We start from the raw sequence: 18862 nt of genomic DNA on the forward strand, positions 1-18862 counted from the left end.
GACTTAGTGCGGGCTTGGAACAAAAGCCGCACGCTCCGGTTCGCCTTTTAACGCGGGGGCGCGTTTTCATCGGGAGCCGGAATTCACTTTAGGAGGGTGCACAATGGCCCGAAATACCTTGCCGTCCATAACCGCCGGCGAAGCCGGCCTCAATCGTTATCTCGACGAAATCCGCAAATTTCCGATGCTCGAGCCGCAGCAGGAGTATATGCTGGCGAAGCGTTATGCCGAGCACGGCGACCGCGACGCCGCTCACAAGCTCGTCACCAGCCATCTGCGCCTCGTCGCGAAGATCGCCATGGGTTATCGCGGCTACGGCCTGCCGATCGGCGAAGTTGTCTCCGAAGGCAATGTCGGCCTGATGCAGGCTGTCAAGAAATTCGATCCGGAGCGTGGCTTCCGCCTCGCCACCTATGCCATGTGGTGGATCAAGGCCTCGATACAGGAATATATCCTGCGCTCGTGGTCGCTGGTGAAGATGGGGACGACCGCAAACCAGAAGCGCCTGTTTTTCAACCTGCGCCGGCTAAAGGGCCGTATTCAGGCGATCGACGATGGCGACCTGAAGCCGGAGCACGTATCGGAAATCGCCACCAAGCTGAACGTCTCGGAGGAGGAGGTCATTTCGATGAACCGCCGTCTCTCCGGCGACGCCTCGCTGAACGCGCCGATCAAGGCGGCCGAAGGCGACAGCGGTCAATGGCAGGACTGGCTTGTGGACGAGCACGACAGCCAGGAAGACGTGCTAATCGAACAGGACGAGCTCGAAACCCGCCGGCGCATGCTGAGCAAGGCAATGAGTGTGCTGAACGAACGCGAGCGCCGCATCTTCGAGGCCCGCCGCCTCGCCGAGGAGCCGGTGACCCTGGAAGACCTGTCGGCCGAATTCGACATCAGCCGCGAACGCGTCCGCCAGATCGAGGTTCGCGCCTTCGAAAAGGTGCAGGACGCTGTCCGCAAGGAAGCCCTGGAACGCGCCAAAGCTATCCGCGTCGTCGAAGCCACGGCCTGATACGGCTGAAGTCTAATTGGCAACGCCATCTCCCCAGCGCGGGAGGTGGCGTTGTTGTGTCTGAGGTGAGGCTTAGGGAGGACGCGAGACGTGGCCAAGAGTCCCCTTCTCCTCAGCGGGGGACCGAAGGACGGGTTGAGATGCGCGGCTCAACCCCGGTCGATGCCAGCAGGCAGATGAGGGGGTGAGCGGCGAAGCCGCGAATGCGCTGAGCGCAAGCGAAGTTCAATTTGAACGGCGCGCCCTGTCGACACCCTCATCCGGCCCTTCGGATCATTTCTCCCCGCTCGGGAGAAGAGGGGAGCCAAGCCCGCTTGCCCGGAGGGATCGGATCCGGCCGCGCATACTCTTAACCAAACTGGGAAGGGTGGCGGCGACCGGATGAAGGGAGGCGCAAGCGAAGGATAATGAAATACCCCTCACCGCCCCCGCGAAACACCTCACTGGCTCGTCGACACATCTCCGAGCGCGGTCCATTCCTTGATGGCGGTATTGAAGGCATCCGTTCCCGTGCCGCCCTTCTCCATCGTCAGCAGCGCGCGGCGGCCGTTGCGGTAGGTGATCGGAATATCGATCCAGTTGCGGGTCGACATCAGGTCGAGATTGGCCTTGCGCGCGTCGGGATAATCATTGAGCGCGATCATGTGGAAATCGTCGGTGATCTTGGCCGGAACCGCAATCAGCGCGTCGCCACGATCCTGTTCCGTGCGCTTCATCGAGATGCGCTGGACGCTGTCGATGCTGCCGCCTTCGAAATTGGGCGGCACCGAGAAGACGATCTCGACAAGATGGCTTGCCGGCAGCGACGGATCGGAGTTGCGCTTGAAAGTGACGAGAGCCGAGAGATTACGCTCGGGAACGGTGATATTGCCCTGGACGGTCGCTTCCTGCCGGCCACCCTGGCCGGCCTCGCGCTGTACACTCCAGACGACCGTTCCCTCGATCGCCGTCGGCGAGCTCTGGCCGATACGCTCCTCGTAGAGGAACATCTTCTCCGACGTCCCAACCGGGGCGGCCTGCTGCGGCGATGCCGCCGGACCGTTCGGCGTCAGCGTTTCCGGCCGGGCGGTATCGCCTTGCGCGCTGGCAGGCGGCGTATCCGCAGCCGCGACATTCTGCTCGGCCACCGATTTCCCTTCGGCGGTCGGCGTTCCCGGCACGGACGCCGGGCCGCTGTCGACTTCAGTCCCATCGGAAAGCAGCCGCTGGGTGAATTTGGAATTGGCCGCCGCACCGTCATTGTTCAATGATGCCACTTGCTGGTCCGGCTGTGCCGGTGCTGGTGCCGCCGGCGTGTTCTGCGCTTCCGGCGCGGCTGGCTGGGCTGACGCCGGCGTGCTGGGCGGAGCAGGCGTTTCGGAACTCGCCGGCGTCATGGCCGCCTCGTTCCTCGTGGCCTGCGATGGCGCAGAGCTGACAAGCCCGTCGACCATTGCCACCAACGCCTCCCTGTTCATCCAGCCGGCATAGACGCCGCCGCCGATCAGGATAAGCGCGAAGATGAGGGTGATTATCGTGCCGATACCGAAGCGCCGCCGCTTCGGCTCCATGCGGAAATTCTTGCCCTGCAGCTTGGCGGCGACAATCTGATCGATATCCATCGTCGGATTGGCGTCGTCATCGTCAGCGGCGAGCGATCCGCGGCGGTCATACCCGCGCAGTGCCTTGGCTTCGCGCCATGCCTCGCTCGGCGCGCCGGCGGCGGGCGCGGCCTTGCCATCGTGCACTTCAGCAAAAATATCGACATCGTCGAAATGCGAGGAAACCGGCGTCTTCTTGTTGCTGCCAGCCTCGATCGGCGGCAGATCGTCGAAGGCGGCCGTTTCCCAGGAGAAACTCTCCTTGGCAGCCGGCATGACCGCCGCGGGTGCGATCTTTTCGAGGCTCGATATCACCTCTTCGAAGGCGCGCGCCGAGGTGTCGGCGGCGACCGGAGCAGTTTCCGAATATTGCCGAAGCTCCTCTTCCGCCCATTCGGTCTCGGCATCCTTCGGCGCCGGAGCCGGTGTTTCGGCCGCGGGTTCGGTCCAGACCGGGTCGAAATGCGCAGCCGCATCCGCCTGCAGCGGCGCCTCTTGGCTGTGTTCGACGAATTCCTGCGCACGATTGAAATCGGCGACCGGCTCGACCAGCCGATTGGACGCGTGCTCTATGCCGCGCGCGACCGGCTGAAACGATTCGACGGGCTCGTAAGCCGCCTCGGCCGGCTTGTGGCTTTCAACGGCCGCCGCTTCGGCCGCGACCTGTTCGGCTTGTGCCGGAAACGGCTCGCCGGCTCGATCTTCGTCGGCTTGCTCGTAGCCATGCTCGGCAGGCGACGGTTCGAAGCCGCCATGGTCAGACGCCACCGCTTCGCCAGCGACCTCACGCGCCTCGCCGGCATGCCATTCCTCGGCCGGCGCCTCCTCCTCATGAGAGGGATGCCAGTATGATTCAATGGGCGATTCCGTCTCGGTCGAAACCGGTGTTTCCACGAGCGCGGGCTCTGCAGGCTCAGGTTCTGCAGACTCGACGTCCTCGGCTACGACCTCTTCCGCAGCTTCCTGCGGTGCGGCGGCTTCGACGCGATCGGGGTCATCGACGGCCTCTGCCGCCGGTGGTTCCGCATCGGCTTCATCGATCGGCTCGTCGACGGCCGGCTGCGCCACGTGCGCCGGTTCGCTTTCACCGCGAGCCGCAAGTTCTTCGACGGGATCTGGCGCGGCGACGGCCGCAGCCTCATCGAGCGACACCGCCTCGGAGTGTTCACCCTCCACTTCGCGGATGGCGGCCTCGAGCTTTTCGAGCTGGCGTTGCAGCATGGCTTCCGGCGGACGCGGCTTCATGTTCTCGAGCTGCCGCTGCACTGCGCCGCGGGCACGTTCGTAGACCTTTACCCGCATCTCGGGGGTATTTTCGGCCAGGCCGTCGACGGCCCGCCGAATGACTGCAATAAAATCCGCCATCAGTACTTTCTCAAGAAGTCCGGTATTCTCCCGAACCTATCCTCCACAGTGACCGGTGACCTTAATCCTCAAACGGATCGGTCACAAGTATGGTGTCGTCCCGCTCCGGGCTGGTGGACAGGAGCGCGACAGGCGCCCCGATCAGCTCTTCGACCTGGCGAACATATTTGATCGCCTGCGCCGGAAGATCTGCCCAACTGCGGGCGCCGACGGTCGATTCCTTCCAGCCCTCCAGCGTGATATAGATCGGTTCGACCCTAGCTTGCGCTCCCTGGCTTGCGGGAAGATGATCAATCTGTTCGCCGTCGAGCATGTAGCCGACGCAGATCTTCAGTTCCTCGAGGCCGTCGAGCACATCGAGCTTGGTGAGCGCGATGCCGGTGATGCCGTTGGTGGCGACCGACTGACGGACCAGCGCGGCGTCGAACCAGCCGCAGCGACGCTTGCGCCCCGTCACGACGCCAAACTCATGACCCTTTTGGCCCAGAAACTCTCCGATTTCATCCTTCAGTTCCGTCGGGAACGGGCCCTCGCCGACACGGGTCGTATAGGCCTTCGTGATGCCGAGGATATAACCCAGTGAACCCGGCCCCATGCCGGAACCGGCGGCCGCCTGACCAGCCACGGTATTCGAGGAGGTGACGAAAGGATAGGTGCCGTGGTCGATATCAAGCAGGCTGCCCTGTGCACCTTCGAAGAGGATGCGGGCCCCCCTGCGGCGCTCCTTGTCGAGGAAAAGCCAGACGGTATCGCGGAACGGCAGTACCCGTTCGGCGACCGAGGTCAGTTCGTCCATGATGGTCTGGTGGCTGACTTCGGCGACACCGAGGCCGCGGCGAAGTGCATTGTGATGGGTGAGTATCCGATCGACCTTGCCGGGAAGGCTGTCGAGATCGGCAAGATCCATTACCCGGATCGCGCGGCGGCCGACCTTGTCTTCATAGGCCGGACCGATGCCGCGGCGCGTCGTACCGATCTTGGTGCCGCTGTTGGATGCCGCGTCCTCGCGCATCGCGTCGAGCTCCCGGTGCAGCGACAGGATGAGCGTCGCGTTGTCGGCCACGCGCAGATTGTCGGGGGTGATCCTCACGCCCTGGCCGGCGAGCTTTTCGATCTCGGCGATCAGCGCATGCGGGTCGACCACGACGCCGTTGCCGATCACCGCCATCTTGCCCGGACGCACGACGCCGGACGGCAGCAGCGACAGCTTGTAGCTCGTGCCGTCGATGACGAGCGTATGGCCGGCATTGTGTCCGCCCTGATAGCGCACGACGATATCCGCGCGTTCCGAAAGCCAGTCGACAATCTTGCCTTTGCCTTCGTCACCCCATTGCGAACCGACCACGACCACGTTCGTCATCTAACTCTTCCTGTTACCGGCGCGGAACCGCGCACCTGCTCAAACCCGCGCATCTATAAAGCTTTGTTTTTGGGAAAGCGACCCTGTTGTCGCAGACGATTGGGCTTTTTACGTGACAAATCAGCACTCGGCAGGCTATTTCCCCTGGGAAAACGCCGCTTGTTGATCACCAAAAGACGAGGAACAAACGCTCTTGCAAGCCACGGCCTATATTTGGCTCGTCATCGCCACCCTCTGCTGGGGCGGCAACTCCGTCGCCGGCAAGCTCGCGGTCGGCCATGTCAGTCCGATGATGCTGACCTTCCTGCGCTGGTTCCTTGCCGTCGCGGTGATCACCCTGATCTCGGTGCCGCAACTCAGGAAGGACTGGCCGATAGCCAGGAAAAACCTGCCGCTGCTGCTGTGCTACGGCGCCATCGGCTACAGCCTCTTCAATGCCATGCTCTACTCGGCGGTGCAGTATACGACGGCGATCAATGTAGCCATCGAACAGGCCGGCATTCCGATGCTGATCTTTCTGCTGAATTTCGTCTTCTTCCGCACCGGCATTTCGCTGGCGCAATGCTTCGGCTTCGCAATGACGCTGCTGGGCGTGGCGCTGACAGCGGCCCACGGCGACCTCGCCACACTGCTGCAGCTGCAGCTCAACTGGGGCGACGGGCTGATGCTGATCGCCATCGTCGCCTATTCGCTCTACACGATCTTCCTGCGCTGGAAACCGCGGGTCGACTGGCGAACGCTGATGGCCTTCCCGGCCATTGCCGCCATGCTGACATCGCTGCCGCTGCTCCTCTGGGAGGCAGGCCGGGGCGCGACGCAATGGCCCGATCAGGCCGGCTGGGCTATCACTCTTTACACGGCGATCTTCCCCTCGCTGCTGGCGCAGATTCTTTACATCAAGGGCGTCGAGGCAATCGGCGCCAATCGGGCCGGCCTGTTCATCAATCTCGTCCCGGTATTCGGAACCCTGCTTTCCGTAGCCCTGGTCGGTGAGACGCTGCAGTCCTTCCATATGGTCTCGCTGGCCCTGACGCTCGGCGGCATCGCCATCGCCGAAAAAGGTCGCCCGAAAGCTTCGGCTCCAACGGTGCCCGCCTCACCGGTGGATTAGCCAAGCTCCAGCGTCGTCACGCCGAAGACGTGTTTCAATGGTGTGGCTGGCGCTTGCCCGCGATACATCCGCATGGTCTCGAACACTGGCTGAAGGCCCATGCCTTCGGCAAGCGCGATCGCCTCGCGGTTTTCTGCAGGAATATCGACGAAGACTGTTGCCCCTTTCGTCTCGGGGATCAGTTCGGTAAGCAGCGCCGCGGCGCTATCGGCATCATTGGCAAAGAGCGGGCCGATCTTGTAGCCCTCGTAGCACCGGCGGATCGTGCCGTAGCCACGGATTTTGTGGCTCTTGCGTACGACGGCGGTACGCCGTCCCTTGCGGCCGGTGCACCAAGCGGCGAGGAAGGCTTCCCGCGGCTGCGGAAAGATCGCCGAATCATAACGCAGCAGCCCCTCCAGGCGCGAATCCAGCACCGGATGTGCAACGAGCGTCGAGCCCGGCAGCGGGCTGGCGACGCCGCCATAGCGAATGGTGAGATAAGCGGGTTCGAAGCCGGCCCTGCGGTAGTTCTGCTGCTGCGCGGCGACGCCGTCGAGACCGACCGTCCGGCCCTCCGCCGTGGCGATCCCCGCTTCCCAGATCGCCTTGCCGTAACCCTTGCCGCGGAAATCGGGGTGAACGATGTAGAGGCCGAGAAAGGCAAAGCTGTCGCCATATTTGACGACGGAGATCGAGCCGACAGGAACTTCGCCGATGGCGCCGACGAAAAACCCCGACGGATCAGCTTCGAGGAATGCCGACGAATCGTCGAGGCCGGGATTCCAGCCCTCCTGACGCGCCCATTCGAGCACGAGCTCCAATTCGCCGGGCCGCATCGAACGAATGGCAAACTCCGAATTCATGCGACCTTCCCAGATTGAATGTCCCGCAAGTCCATCCCGCCAGCGGCAAAGCAATTGTCAGGTCACGGCTTCCGTTTCGCGCCCGCGAATGATGGAGAAGCGGCGCCGATGGTCCTGACGCTGCGTATAATCATTTTCGATGCAATGCAGTAAGCTTCGTTTCCGCATTACCATGAAACAATGCCGTTGCAAGCTCAAGAATATTACTTGACCCCTGATTATCTTCCTGCCGGCGCGAATAAAATGTCGCGCCGAGGTCTGCTCGTTCACCTGTTGTTGAAGACAAGGAAGCGTTTCGGCCGGAAATCAGCCGCCTATCGCTGCCTTGTGCTTTTCGGCTGCGCTTGTGAGCGGGGAGAACAGCCGGTCCGTCTCGATTGCCGGCGCCGGATAGCCAAACGCATAACCCTGCAAACCGTCGCAGCCAAGCTGCGCCAGCACGGTGGCATGCGCCTCGGTCTCAATGCCCTCGGCGATCACCTCGACATCGAGCGCCTTGGCAATTTCGACGATCGAACCGACCACGCGCCGCTGCTCCTGCGAGCTGACGACCTCGGCAACCAGTTGCCGGTCGATCTTCAGCCGCTTCGGCCGCAGCTTGACGAGACCGATGAGCGAGGCGTGGCCCGATCCGAAATCGTCGATTTCGATGTCGATGCCCATCTGCTTGATATCGTCGATATGATCGAGCAGCGTCTCATCGCTGTCGTCGAGGAAAATTGTTTCGACCAGCTCGAAGACGATTGCGCCGGGCGGAATGTCGAGTTTTTTCAGTTTGCCGAGTAGTGCCGGGTCGGCAAGGCGCGACGCCGAAATGTTGACGGCGATGCGCGGAACCGCGAGGCCGCGTAACTGCCAGACCTGCCGGTCCTCGAGAACACGTTTCAAGACCGCCGCATCGATCTCCGCAGCAAGCCCATGCTCGTCGGCGATCTTCAGAAATACGCCCGGGGCGAGCACACCCTTCTCCGGATGTTTCCAGCGCGCCAACGCCTCGAAGCCAACAACCTGCCGTGTTCTGGCAGAGAGCTGCACCTGATAATAGGGAATGATCTCGCCGCGCTCCAACCCGAGCTTCAGCTCTTCGACCAATCGGCGCTTGGATCGCAGATCCTCCTGCAGTTGGCGGGAGAAGAATTCGATGCGATTTCGCACGAGTTGCTTGGCTTGATAGAGCGCCAGATCGGATTCGGCCAGCAGGTTGCGCGCCCGTCGATCGCCGCTCCATGACACGCCGATGGAAGCCCCGGATTGCAGCATCTCCTGGCCGAAGCGGATCTTCTTGCGCAGGCGCCGCTGGACATCCTCAGTGATCAGTTTCAGCTCGGCGAGATCGGTGAAATTGACCAGAACGACAACGAACTCGTCGCCGCCGACGCGGGCGACCATGCCGTTTGCCGGGATGGCGGCGGCAATGCGAAGGGCTGCGGCCTTGAGCACGGCGTCGCCGGCCGCATGGCCGTGGCTGTCGTTGATCTGCTTGAATAGGTCGATATCGAGATGCAGCACGCCAACCGTCGCGATGCTCCTGTCCGCCGGCAGCTCCGCCAGCCGCTTGTCGAGACGGCGCCGGTTGGGCAAGCCGGTGAGATAATCGTGATCGGCGACATGCTCGATACGCGCATTGCTTTCCTCGAGCGCCAGCGCCCTCGCCTCGGCCACCGTCTTCTGCCGCGCAAGCTCGGCGTTGAGCTGCACGTCTGCCGTCACATCCCACTCGGCGCCGATGAAGGAGGGCGCGCCCTCCGCATCCACGTAAAAATGCGCCCGCGAACGAAGATGCCGGATTTCGCCGCTCGGTAGCACGATTCGGAATTGCGAATCATAGGCGCCGCGCGCAGCGATTGCCTGCTCGAAATCACGTTCGGCCCGTTCGCGATCATCGGGATGGATCGCATCCGACCAGAACCATGCCGGCACCTGGCGACATGTTTCGCCGGTCTCATAGAGCCGGTGCATCTGTGCGTCCCATAAGATCCCGCCCTTGGCGATGCTATGCTCCCAGACGCCAATCCGGGATGCGTCGAGAGCGAGTTCGAGCCGGCGCAGAAGATCCTGAAACTCTTGTTCGGATCGTGTGGCTTTATTTTCTGGCAACACGGCCTCAGCCTTAGAAGCTTGCATAATGGCAATATGGTCTTCGACCGGCATTAAGGAAGCCTTGTGCTATGGATCGAACAAATGACGAGGTGAAATCTTCGTTACGGCTTTCCCCTTTTGGATCAAAGGACTTGCGATCTACCGCAGCGTCGGGATCAATGATTATGCCTCGGTGGTCTTTTCGCGATCTGGCGGAATTCCGCCGCCCCTTCCAGAACGGCGCCGTCCGCCAGCTGCGTGACCGAACGGCGGTAGATCTGCTGCCACGGCGTCGCATCCGCCGGCACCGGTGGAATGCCCTCGCCCTTGCGCCGTTCGAGCTCGACTTCATCCACCAGCACGTCGCAGCGCCCGTGGTTGAAGTCGATGCGGATCGTGTCGCCGCTGCGAAGCCAGGCGAGGCCGCCGCCGGCAGCGCTCTCCGGCGAAGCGTTGAGGATCGAGGGGCTGTCCGACGTGCCCGATTGACGGCCGTCGCCGATCGTCGGCAGGCTGCGGATACCGCGTTTCAGAAGATGGTCCGGCGGCTGCATATTCACGACCTCGGCCGAGCCTGGCCAGCCGAGCGGCCCCGCGCCGCGGATCACGAGGATGGTATTCTCGTCGATGCCGAGCGCGGGATCGTTGATGCGACGATGATAATCTTCCGACCCGTCGAACACGACCGCCTTGCCCTCGAAGACGCCTTCACGCCCCGGCTCCTGGAGATAGCGCCGTCGGAAATCCTCTGAAACCACGCTCATCTTCATGATGGCGAAGTCGAAAAGATTGCCCTTGAGAACGAGAAAGCCCGCCCGCGCCTTCAGCGGTTCATCGAACGGCCGGATGACCTCGCGGTCGCTGGCCTCCCGCCCATTCAGGTTCTCGGCCATCGTTTTGCCTGTGACCGTGCGACAGTCGCCGTCGAGTTTTCCGGCCTGCAGCAACTCCCACATAATTGCCGGCGTGCCGCCGGCGCGGTGATAACGCTCGCCGAGATAGGCACCCGCCGGTTGGACATTGGCGAGCAGCGGGATGTCGAAGCCATGCACCTGCCAGTCGTCCGGATAGAGTTCGACGCCGGCATGCTTCGCCATCGCCGCCAGATGCGGCTGCGCATTGGTCGAGCCGCCGATCGCCGAATTGGTACGGATGGCATTGAGGAAAGCGTCGCGCGTCAAGATATCCGACGGCTTCAGGTCCTCGAACACGATCTCGACGGCACGCCGTCCGGTGCGATAGGCCATCTGGCCGCGCTCGCGATAAGCAGCCGGAATGGCGCCGCATCCGGTGAGCGACAGGCCGAGCGCTTCGGCGAGCGCATTCATCGTCGAAGCGGTGCCCATCGTGTTGCAATGGCCGACGGAAGGAGCCGAATCGAGCGCCGCCTGCAGGAATTCCTCGCGATCGATCTCGCCTGCCGCATATTTCCGCCGCATCCGCCAGATCACCGTGCCGGAGCCCGCCAGTTCCCCCTCGTGCCATCCGTCGAGCATCGGCCCGCCGGAGAGCACGATGGCCGGAATATCGACCGTCGACGCCGCCATGATCGCTGAAGGCGTGGTCTTGTCGCAGCCAGTTGTCAGAACCACTCCATCGAGCGGGTAGCCGTAGAGGATCTCGACGAGACCGAGATAGGCGAGATTGCGGTCGAGCGCGGCCGTCGGACGCTTGCAATTCTCAAAGATCGGATGTGTCGGAAATTCGATCGGAATGCCGCCGGCGTCGCGAATGCCGTCGCGCACGCGCGCGGCGAGTTCGACATGCACCCGATTGCAGGGCGTAAGATCGCTGCCGCTCTGGGCAATCCCGATGATCGGCCTGCCGGAGCGCAATTCTTCCGGCGTGATGCCGTAATTCATGAAACGCTCGAGGTAGAGCGCTGCCATATCGATATGGTCGGGATTGTCGAACCAATCCTGCGAACGCAGGCGGCGTTTCTTCGTTTGGCTGTCTGTCATTACCATCCTCCCGATCGGCCATACTTCTCATCGAGGTCGAGAAGCGGGGCCTCGTCCCCACCATCTCCCCGCAAGCGCTGCGGTCCTGCCGGCGTTGAGTATCCGGATGGCCGAGGTAAGTTCCGCGCCGATCCTCTCAGCTGTTATCCGTCTTTGATAGTCCCCTCGTCCATGGTTGCAACCGTTTTGATGCACGTAACGCATTTTTGTCGACTGACCGAAAAACGATACGGGCGAGAACCGAAGTTCCCGCCCGATTTACTCGACAAAGGAAGGTTGAATTCCGTTTATTCGGCCGCGAGCCGGATGACCTCGGCCTCTTCCTCCTTGTGCTCGTCCGGCTTGTGCTGGACCAGCGGGCGGTTGCCCGTCATCCGGCGGAGCAGCACGTAGAACACCGGCGTCATGAAGATGCCGAAGAAGGTCACACCGATCATGCCCGAGAAGACCGCGACACCCATGGCGGCGCGCATTTCCGAGCCAGCGCCGGTGGAGACGACCAGCGGCACGACGCCCATGATGAAGGCCATGGAGGTCATGAGGATCGGGCGAAGACGAAGGCGGCTGGCCTCGACCGCCGCCTCGCGTGGCGTCCTGCCTTGGAACTCCAGTTCGCGGGCAAATTCGACGATGAGGATCGCGTTTTTCGCCGATAGGCCGACAAGCACCACGAGACCGATCTGGGTGAAGATGTTGTTGTCTCCACCGGTAAGCCAGACGCCCGTCAACGCGGCCAGCACACCCATCGGCACGATCATGATGATCGCAAGCGGCAGAGTCAGGCTCTCATACTGGGCGGCCAGCACCAGGAAGACGAGCAGCAGAGCCAGCGGGAAGACGACCACGCTCGAATTGCCGGCGAGGATCTGCTGATAGGTCAGATCCGTCCATTCGAAGTCGATGCCGGCAGGCAGGGTCTCACGAAGGATCTTCTCGATTGCGGCCTGCGCCTGGCCGGAGGAGAAGCCCGGCGCCGGACCGCCGTTGATATCGGCAGCGAGGAAGCCGTTGTAACGGTTCGCACGCTCCGGACCGGTGCTCGGCTCTACTTTCAAGAGGGCCGAAAGCGGGATCATCTCACCTGATGCCGAACGGACTTTCAACTGGCCGATATCTTCCGGCTGGGCGCGGAATTTTGCATCGGCCTGCACGCGGACGCTGTAGGTGCGGCCGAAGGCGTTGAAATCGTTCACATAGAGCGAACCGAGATAGATCTGCAGCGTCTGGAAGACATCGGTGACGGAAACTCCGAGCTGCTCGGCCTTGGCACGGTCGAGATCGGCATAGAGCTGCGGCACGTTGATCTGGAAGCTGGAAAACAGCCCGGCAAGTTCAGGCGTCTGATAGGCCTTGGCGAGCACCGCCTTGGTCGCCTCGTCAAGTGCCTGATTGCCGAGGCCGGCGCGGTCCTCGATCTGCAGTTTGAAGCCGCCCGTCGTGCCGAGGCCGTTGACCGGCGGCGGCGGGAACATGGCGATGAAGGCGTCCTGGATGGCGCCGAACTTCTGGTTCAGCGCCATGGCTATGGCGCCGCCTGCGAGATCGGGCGTCTTGCGCTCCTCGAAGTCCTTCAGCGTCACGAAGACGATGCCGGCATTCGAGGAATTGGTGAAGCCGTTGATCGACAGCCCCGGAAAGGCGATCGCATTGGCGACGCCCGGCTGGGCGAGCGCGATGTCGGTCATCCGTTTGATGACGTCTTCCGTTCGGTCGAGGCTCGCGGCATCCGGCAGTTGGGCAAAGCCGATCAGATACTGCTTGTCCTGCGACGGCACGAAGCCACCCGGGACGGTGGTGAACATGCTATAGGTCGCGCCGACCAGTGCCAGATAGACCACCATGACGATGCTCTTGCGCGAGACCAACCCGCCCACACCCTTGCCGTAGGCGTTCGAACCGGCGCCGAAGACACGGTTGAAGCCGCGGAAGAACCAGCCGAAGATCGCGTCCATGAACCGCGTCAGCCAGTCCTTCGGCGCATGGTGCCCCTTCAACAGAAGGGCTGCGAGCGCCGGAGACAGGGTGAGCGAGTTGAAGGCGGAAATGACGGTCGAGATCGCGATCGTCAGCGCGAATTGGCGATAGAACTGACCCGACAGGCCGGAGATGAAGGCGAGCGGCACGAAGACCGCGACGAGGACCAGCGCGATCGCTACGATCGGACCGGAAACCTCCTTCATCGCCTTGTAGGTAGCCGCCCGCGGCGACAGTCCGTGCTCGATATTGCGCTCGACATTTTCGACCACGACGATCGCGTCGTCGACGACGATGCCGATCGCCAACACCAGCCCGAATAGGCTCAGCGCGTTGATCGAGAAGCCGAAGACGTACATGACCGCGAAGGTGCCGATGATCGAGACCGGAACCGCGATCAGCGGGATGATCGAAGCGCGCCATGTCTGCAGGAACAGGATGACGACGAGGACGACGAGCGCAATGGCTTCGAGGAGCGTATCGATGACCTTCTCGATCGAGGCGCGCACGAACTTCGTCGTATCGTAGACGATCTCATATTTGACGCCTTCAGGCATGGCGAGCTGCAGCTGGTCCATGGTCGTACGCACATTGTCGGCGATCTCGATCGCGTTCGAACCGGGCGCCTGGAGAACGGCGACGGCAACGGCCGGCTTGCCATCGAGAAGCGAGCGCAGCGTATAGTCGGCGGCGCCGAGCTCGATGCGGGCGACATCGCGGAGGCGGGTGATTTCGCCGTTGGCGCCCGTCTTCACGATGATGTTGCCGAACTCTTCGGGTGTGCGCAGGCGGCCCTGCGCATTGACGTTGAGCTGAAGGTCGACGCCCGGCTGGCTGGGCGACGCGCCGATGATGCCGGCGGCGGCCTGGACGTTCTGCGAGCTTATGGCGTTGCTGATATCGCTGGCAGCGAGATCATGCTCGGCGGCCTTCTGCGGATCGATCCAGACGCGCATCGAATAGTCGCCGGCGCCGAAAACCTGCACTTGGCCGACGCCCGGAATGCGGGCGAGCCGGTCCTTGACGTTGAGGGTCGCGTAGTTGCGCAGATAGGTGATGTCGTGACCGTCGCCGTCGGAGACGAGATTGACGACCATGATGAAGTCGGGCGAGCTCTTGACCGTCGTGATGCCCAGCGCGCGGACTTCCGCCGGCAGGCGCGGCTCGGCTTGCGAAACACGGTTCTGCACAAGCTGCTGCGCCTTGTCGGGATCGGTGCCGAGCTTGAAGGTGACGGTGACGTTGAGCACGCCGTCCGACGTTGCCTGGCTCGACATGTAGAGCATGCCCTCGACGCCGTTGATCTGCTCTTCGAGCGGTGTCGCCACCGTTTCGGCGATGACGCTCGGGTTGGCGCCGGGATAGGTGGCACGCACGACAACCGATGGCGGCACGACCTCCGGATATTCGGAAATCGGCAGCGCCCTGAGGCCGATCAGGCCGGCAACGACAATGAGGACCGAAAGAACGCCGGCAAAAACCGGGCGGTCGACAAAGAATCTGGAGATGTTCATATCAAAGCCCTCTCCGGGGTGAACATGGATGCGAAGTCCCTCTCCGGCGGCTTGGGAGCCACCGGCGGGTCATATCAATTCGGGCATGGGCCCTCCCCGCTGGGGAGGGCGAGGTCTTACTGAGCGGTCGCGACCTTCTCTTCCATCTGCGGGATGACGACGGCGCCCGGACGGATGCGCTGCAGACCGTTGACGACGATCTTCTCACCGGCATTCAGGCCGCTTTCGACCACCCGCTGACCGTCAGACAGCCTGCCGAGCTGCACCTGCCGGTAGGCAACCTTGTTCTCGCCATCGACGACGAAGACGAACTTCTTGTCCTGGTCGGTGCCGACCGCACGATCACTGATAACGATCTTGTTCTCGGCCTTCGGCTGGCCCATGCGCACGCGTACGAACTGGCCCGGGATCAGACGCCCGCCCGGATTGTCGAAGACGGCGCGCACGCCGATCGTGCCGCTTGATGCATCGACCTCATTGTCGATCAGCTGCAGCTTGCCCTTGATGGGAGTGCCATCATCGGCGAGCGTGCCGACCTCGACAGGGATCTGCTCGACCGGCGGCAGGGCGACGTCGGTCTGCGGCAGCTGGGCAAGGGCACGCGTCACCATCTCCTCGCTTGCGTTGAAGCTCGCATAGATCGGATCGACCGAAACGAGCGTCGTCAGCGACGGTGAAGCCGAACCGGCCGCAACTAGGTTGCCAGTCGTCACCTCGATCTTGCCGATGCGGCCGGAGACCGGCGCCCGCACCTGCGTATAATCCAGATCGAGCTGGGCGGACTGCAATGCGGCCTGCGCCGAACGCAGTCCGGCCTGCGCCTCGGCCAGCGCGCTCTGGCGCTGATCGAGATCGCTCTGGGAGATGGTTCGGTTGTCGGAAAGCCTGCGGCCGCGATCGAGTTCGGTCTGCGCCAGGCTGACCTTGGCTTCGGCCGAAGCAACCTGGCCCTGCGCCTGCGCCACGCTTGCCTGATAGGGAGCCGGGTCGATGGTGAAGAGCAAGTCGCCCTGCTTGACCAGCGCCCCTTCGCGGAAGGCCACCGACAGGATGGCGCCGGCGACGCGGGAACGAACCTGGACACGGTCGACGGCTTCGAGGCGGCCGGAGAAACTCTCCCAGGCCGTCACGTCGCGCGCCCCGACGACGGCAACCGTCACCGGTACGGCGGGAGGCTGCGCCGGGGCGGATGCGGCCGTGGCGGTCGCGCTCATCGGCAATTCGAAAAACAATGCAGCGCCGGACACCGACGCAATAAGACCTATGCCGGCGCCCACCAGGGCCCAGCGCTTACTTCTGGACGTCATCAGTACTCTCCTTGCGGCCCCGAGCCGCCAAAATATCAGATCTTCTTCAATGCAATTGCGGTTGGACGCTTACGTCCTGAAGGAAACTTCCGAAATGGCGGCTGACGTGTTCCTGCCAATCGGACGCTTCCCCGGATTTCCCACCATAAATTGAGGGCCAGCCCGTCCCGGCGGGAAGGACATGCTGGCGCACACCGACACCTGCCTTCTTCAGGCGGGCACCGTAACCAATTGTTTCGTCATACAGCGGATCGTCCTCGGCGGTGAAGATCAGCGCCGGGGCGACGCCTGAAAGACGCGAACAGAGGCAAGGTGCTGCGTAAGGGTGGCAGCCGCCGCCGCTTAAGTAGTGACTCCAGCCCTCCGTCCAGCGCTGCCGCATGCCGATCGCATCAGCCTTGCGGATCGAGGACGTACCCATGAAGGGATCGAGTAGCGGCGAAATCAGCACCTGGCCGTCGAGCGCATCCGGCATCTGGTCGCGCGCCTTCAGCGCCACGCCGGCGGCGACATTGCCGCCCGCCTCTTCGCCGGCGACGAAGAGCAGCGACTTTCGGTCACCGAGACCGGCGGCGCGCTTGTTGGCGAGATAGGTGAAAACGGAGAAGGAAACCTCCAGCGCCTTGGGAAACAGATTGCCGGACAGGCTGCTATAGTCGACGGCGGCGACGATCGCGCCAGCCTTGGCGAGGCTGATCGCCACCGGCCGGTCGACATTTGTCTCCTGATCGAGAAACGCGCCGCCATGCAGGTAAAGCACGATCGGCGGCCCTTTGCCGTAATCGGCGCCCTGGTAGATACGTGCGGAAACGGGGCCGATGGCCACCTTATCCAGCATCATATCTTTCCATTCCACCGTCATGGCTCCGGCCTCTGTACGCATCGCGACAAACAGACAGCGCCTGTCGCTTGCATTTTTCATAAAAAAGATATTGTTATTCAGAACAGGGAATAAGAAGCAATATCGCGATTACACTGTTCCAATTCTCGAATAATGGTGCAACGCAAACTGCGGACTTGAAACCGATGGATCAGCTTTCGGCAATGCGCGTCTTCATCCGCGTGGTTGAGACGGGCAATTTCACCCGCGCCGCCGACATGCTCGCCATGCCCAAGGCGACGGTGACCAATCTTATCCAGGGCCTGGAGGCGCATTTGCGCACCAAGCTTCTGAACCGTACCACGCGCCGGGTGATGGTGACCACGGACGGCGCGCTTTATTACGAACGCGCCGCTCAGCTTATCTCCGAACTGGAGGAACTCGACGGCAGCCTCTCCAATTCGCAGAGCCTGCCGAGCGGCCGCCTGCGCGTCGAGATGAGCGGCGCCTTTGCTGACGCAATCGTGGTCCCGGCGCTGTGCGACTTTTATCAGCGTTATCCCGATATCCGTCTGGATCTCGGCGTCAGCGACCGGACGGTGGATTATCTCGTCGAAAACGTCGACTGCGCGCTGCGGGCCGGCACGCCCACCGACCAGTCGCTGATCGCCCGGCGCGTTTCAGAGATGGAACTCATCACCTGTGCCTCGCCAAGTTACATTCAGAAATTCGGCATGCCCGAACGCCCTGAGGATCTGGAGGCCGCACACTACTCGGTCAATTATTTCCGCGCTCAGAACAACCGGACGCTGCCCTTCGAATTTCGCAGGGACAACGAGACGATAGAGACCAGCCCGCGCTACATCGCCTCCGTCAACGACAGCCGCACCTATCTGACCGCGGCACTGACGGGGCTCGGCGTCGCGCAGGTGCCGACCTTCATGGCGCGCGAACCGATGCGGCGGGGCGAACTCGTCCGCGTGCTGCCGGAATGGCGCCGCGATCCAATCCCGCTCTATGTCGTCTATCCGCCGAACCGCCACCTCAGCAACAAGGTCCGCGTCTTCGTCGACTGGCTCGTGAAGCTTCTGGTCGAGGCCAGGCTGAACGACTATTGACTGGTAAAACAGATACGGCCCGGAAGGCAGGGGAACCTTCGACGGGCCGCAATATTTTGAACATCGGACCTGTCGCGCCGCAGAGCGGGCGCGGCAGGCTCTGGAGGTTCGGAAGAGAGCATCAGGGAACTCCACTCTCTCGCGAAAAAGCAGTTATAAGCACTCTCCATAAGATTGTAAGTGGAAAAACTCACAAGCGCCGTTCACATAATCGCGATGATGTCCGCGGCAAGGATGGGCCTCGGCCTGATCCAGATCCCGCGTTACCACGCTGAAAACGATCTCACTGAGGGAAGGCTGGTTCGCGTCCTCGAGGAATTTCCGCTGACGCCGACGCCGGTGTCCCTGCTCTATCCCCGCAATCGCCAGCTTTCACCGCGCGTGCGCGTCTTCATCGACTGGCTGGTAAAGGTCTTCGCTCGACAAAATCCGGAAAGCGCGCATCATTAAAACGCGCCTTGCTAATGGAAGCGCTTTTTTTGGGGGAAGGCCATGGCACTCAGCGATATCACCGTCTACCAGACGGAAGACGGCTACGTCGTCGAATTCGGCGGCGACGGCGAAGACAGCATTGCCGTGACGCTGCGCAGCACGCCCGGCCTTGCCCAGGAAAATGCTGTCTCTCGCGCCAAGGCCCTGCTTGCGACAGCGATCGAACCCGCCCATGGCGACGGCCCGCGCAGCAAAGATCCCGCCCTGCTCGAAGAAGAACTGGAAGAGGGCCTGGAAGATTCCTTCCCGGCAAGCGACCCGGTCTCGGTCACAGTCTCCTCGATCCCGATGCGCGATCCGAATGCCGGCCACTGATGCCTGCCT

Annotated in this window: 12 protein-coding genes and 1 pseudogene; 5 read left to right on the forward strand and 8 right to left on the reverse strand. The window is 62.5% G+C overall.

Annotated elements, in window-relative coordinates:
- The first annotated feature begins 103 nt into the window (after positions 1-103).
- Positions 104-1012 (forward strand): RNA polymerase sigma factor RpoH, encoded by a 909-nt coding sequence (rpoH, locus tag J2J99_RS17465; protein ID WP_168297295.1) that lies wholly within the window; start codon positions 104-106, stop codon positions 1010-1012.
- 440 nt (positions 1013-1452) lie between these two features.
- Here rpoH and J2J99_RS17470 read toward each other — a convergent pair whose 3' ends face one another.
- Both J2J99_RS17470 and J2J99_RS17475 read right to left on the reverse strand, forming a co-directional pair.
- Positions 1453-3957: a hypothetical protein gene (locus tag J2J99_RS17470; RefSeq protein ID WP_168297294.1), complete on the reverse strand. Its 2505-nt coding sequence runs from the start codon at positions 3955-3957 to the stop codon at positions 1453-1455.
- 61 nt (positions 3958-4018) lie between these two features.
- On the reverse strand, positions 4019-5317 hold the full coding sequence (locus tag J2J99_RS17475) for an adenylosuccinate synthase (protein ID WP_168297293.1): 1299 nt from the start codon (positions 5315-5317) through the stop codon (positions 4019-4021).
- 193 nt (positions 5318-5510) lie between these two features.
- On the opposite strand from J2J99_RS17475, the gene J2J99_RS17480 reads away from it, so the two are divergent.
- Positions 5511-6428 carry a DMT family transporter gene (locus J2J99_RS17480; protein ID WP_168297292.1) on the forward strand — a complete coding sequence of 306 codons (918 nt, stop codon included), beginning with the start codon at positions 5511-5513 and terminating at the stop codon, positions 6426-6428.
- Here the strand turns inward: J2J99_RS17480 and J2J99_RS17485 are convergent.
- The 6 genes from J2J99_RS17485 to J2J99_RS17510 form a co-directional block, all read right to left on the reverse strand.
- Entirely contained in the window at positions 6425-7273 is an 849-nt protein-coding gene (locus J2J99_RS17485) for a GNAT family N-acetyltransferase (RefSeq protein WP_168297291.1), read from the reverse strand. The genes J2J99_RS17480 and J2J99_RS17485 overlap by 4 nt on opposite strands.
- 306 nt (positions 7274-7579) lie before the next feature.
- Complete coding sequence (locus J2J99_RS17490; RefSeq protein WP_168297290.1) at positions 7580-9397, reverse strand: putative bifunctional diguanylate cyclase/phosphodiesterase; 1818 nt, start codon at positions 9395-9397, stop codon at positions 7580-7582.
- A 131-nt stretch (positions 9398-9528) separates the two neighbouring features.
- Positions 9529-11313 carry an IlvD/Edd family dehydratase gene (locus J2J99_RS17495; protein WP_168297289.1) on the reverse strand — a complete coding sequence of 595 codons (1785 nt, stop codon included), beginning with the start codon at positions 11311-11313 and terminating at the stop codon, positions 9529-9531.
- A 287-nt stretch (positions 11314-11600) separates the two neighbouring features.
- The gene (locus tag J2J99_RS17500; protein WP_168297288.1) at positions 11601-14801 is read right to left on the reverse strand and encodes an efflux RND transporter permease subunit; all 3201 of its coding nucleotides are present in this window, start codon (positions 14799-14801) and stop codon (positions 11601-11603) included.
- Between the two features lie 116 nt (positions 14802-14917).
- Complete coding sequence (locus J2J99_RS17505) at positions 14918-16108, reverse strand: efflux RND transporter periplasmic adaptor subunit (protein WP_168297287.1); 1191 nt, start codon at positions 16106-16108, stop codon at positions 14918-14920.
- A gap of 46 nt (positions 16109-16154) precedes the next feature.
- Positions 16155-16970 (reverse strand): alpha/beta hydrolase fold domain-containing protein, encoded by an 816-nt coding sequence (locus J2J99_RS17510; protein WP_168297286.1) that lies wholly within the window; start codon positions 16968-16970, stop codon positions 16155-16157.
- 164 nt (positions 16971-17134) lie between these two features.
- On the opposite strand from J2J99_RS17510, the gene J2J99_RS17515 reads away from it, so the two are divergent.
- From J2J99_RS17515 to J2J99_RS17525, 3 genes and pseudogenes are all read left to right on the forward strand, one after another.
- Positions 17135-18046, forward strand: coding sequence for a LysR family transcriptional regulator (locus J2J99_RS17515; protein WP_168297285.1), 912 nt, complete (start codon positions 17135-17137; stop codon positions 18044-18046).
- 219 nt (positions 18047-18265) lie between these two features.
- Positions 18266-18496: pseudogene (locus J2J99_RS17520) on the forward strand (LysR substrate-binding domain-containing protein); the annotation flags it as partial.
- Between the two features lie 42 nt (positions 18497-18538).
- Entirely contained in the window at positions 18539-18853 is a 315-nt protein-coding gene (locus J2J99_RS17525) for a hypothetical protein (protein WP_168297284.1), read from the forward strand.
- Positions 18854-18862 lie beyond the last annotated feature (9 nt).

Source organism: Rhizobium binae, from assembly GCF_017357225.1.
In the GTDB taxonomy this organism is placed as follows: domain Bacteria; phylum Pseudomonadota; class Alphaproteobacteria; order Rhizobiales; family Rhizobiaceae; genus Rhizobium; species Rhizobium binae.

Coding starts and splice junctions, on each gene's coding strand:
- rpoH (WP_168297295.1), top strand. CDS start 104: ATGGCCCGAAATACCTTGCCGTCCATAACCGCCGGCGAAGCCGGCCTC.
- J2J99_RS17470 (WP_168297294.1), bottom strand. CDS start 3,957: ATGGCGGATTTTATTGCAGTCATTCGGCGGGCCGTCGACGGCCTGGCC.
- J2J99_RS17475 (WP_168297293.1), bottom strand. CDS start 5,317: ATGACGAACGTGGTCGTGGTCGGTTCGCAATGGGGTGACGAAGGCAAA.
- J2J99_RS17485 (WP_168297291.1), bottom strand. CDS start 7,273: ATGAATTCGGAGTTTGCCATTCGTTCGATGCGGCCCGGCGAATTGGAG.
- J2J99_RS17490 (WP_168297290.1), bottom strand. CDS start 9,397: ATGCAAGCTTCTAAGGCTGAGGCCGTGTTGCCAGAAAATAAAGCCACA.
- J2J99_RS17495 (WP_168297289.1), bottom strand. CDS start 11,313: ATGACAGACAGCCAAACGAAGAAACGCCGCCTGCGTTCGCAGGATTGG.
- J2J99_RS17500 (WP_168297288.1), bottom strand. CDS start 14,801: ATGAACATCTCCAGATTCTTTGTCGACCGCCCGGTTTTTGCCGGCGTT.
- J2J99_RS17505 (WP_168297287.1), bottom strand. CDS start 16,108: ATGACGTCCAGAAGTAAGCGCTGGGCCCTGGTGGGCGCCGGCATAGGT.
- J2J99_RS17510 (WP_168297286.1), bottom strand. CDS start 16,970: ATGACGGTGGAATGGAAAGATATGATGCTGGATAAGGTGGCCATCGGC.
- J2J99_RS17515 (WP_168297285.1), top strand. CDS start 17,135: ATGGATCAGCTTTCGGCAATGCGCGTCTTCATCCGCGTGGTTGAGACG.
- J2J99_RS17525 (WP_168297284.1), top strand. CDS start 18,539: ATGGCACTCAGCGATATCACCGTCTACCAGACGGAAGACGGCTACGTC.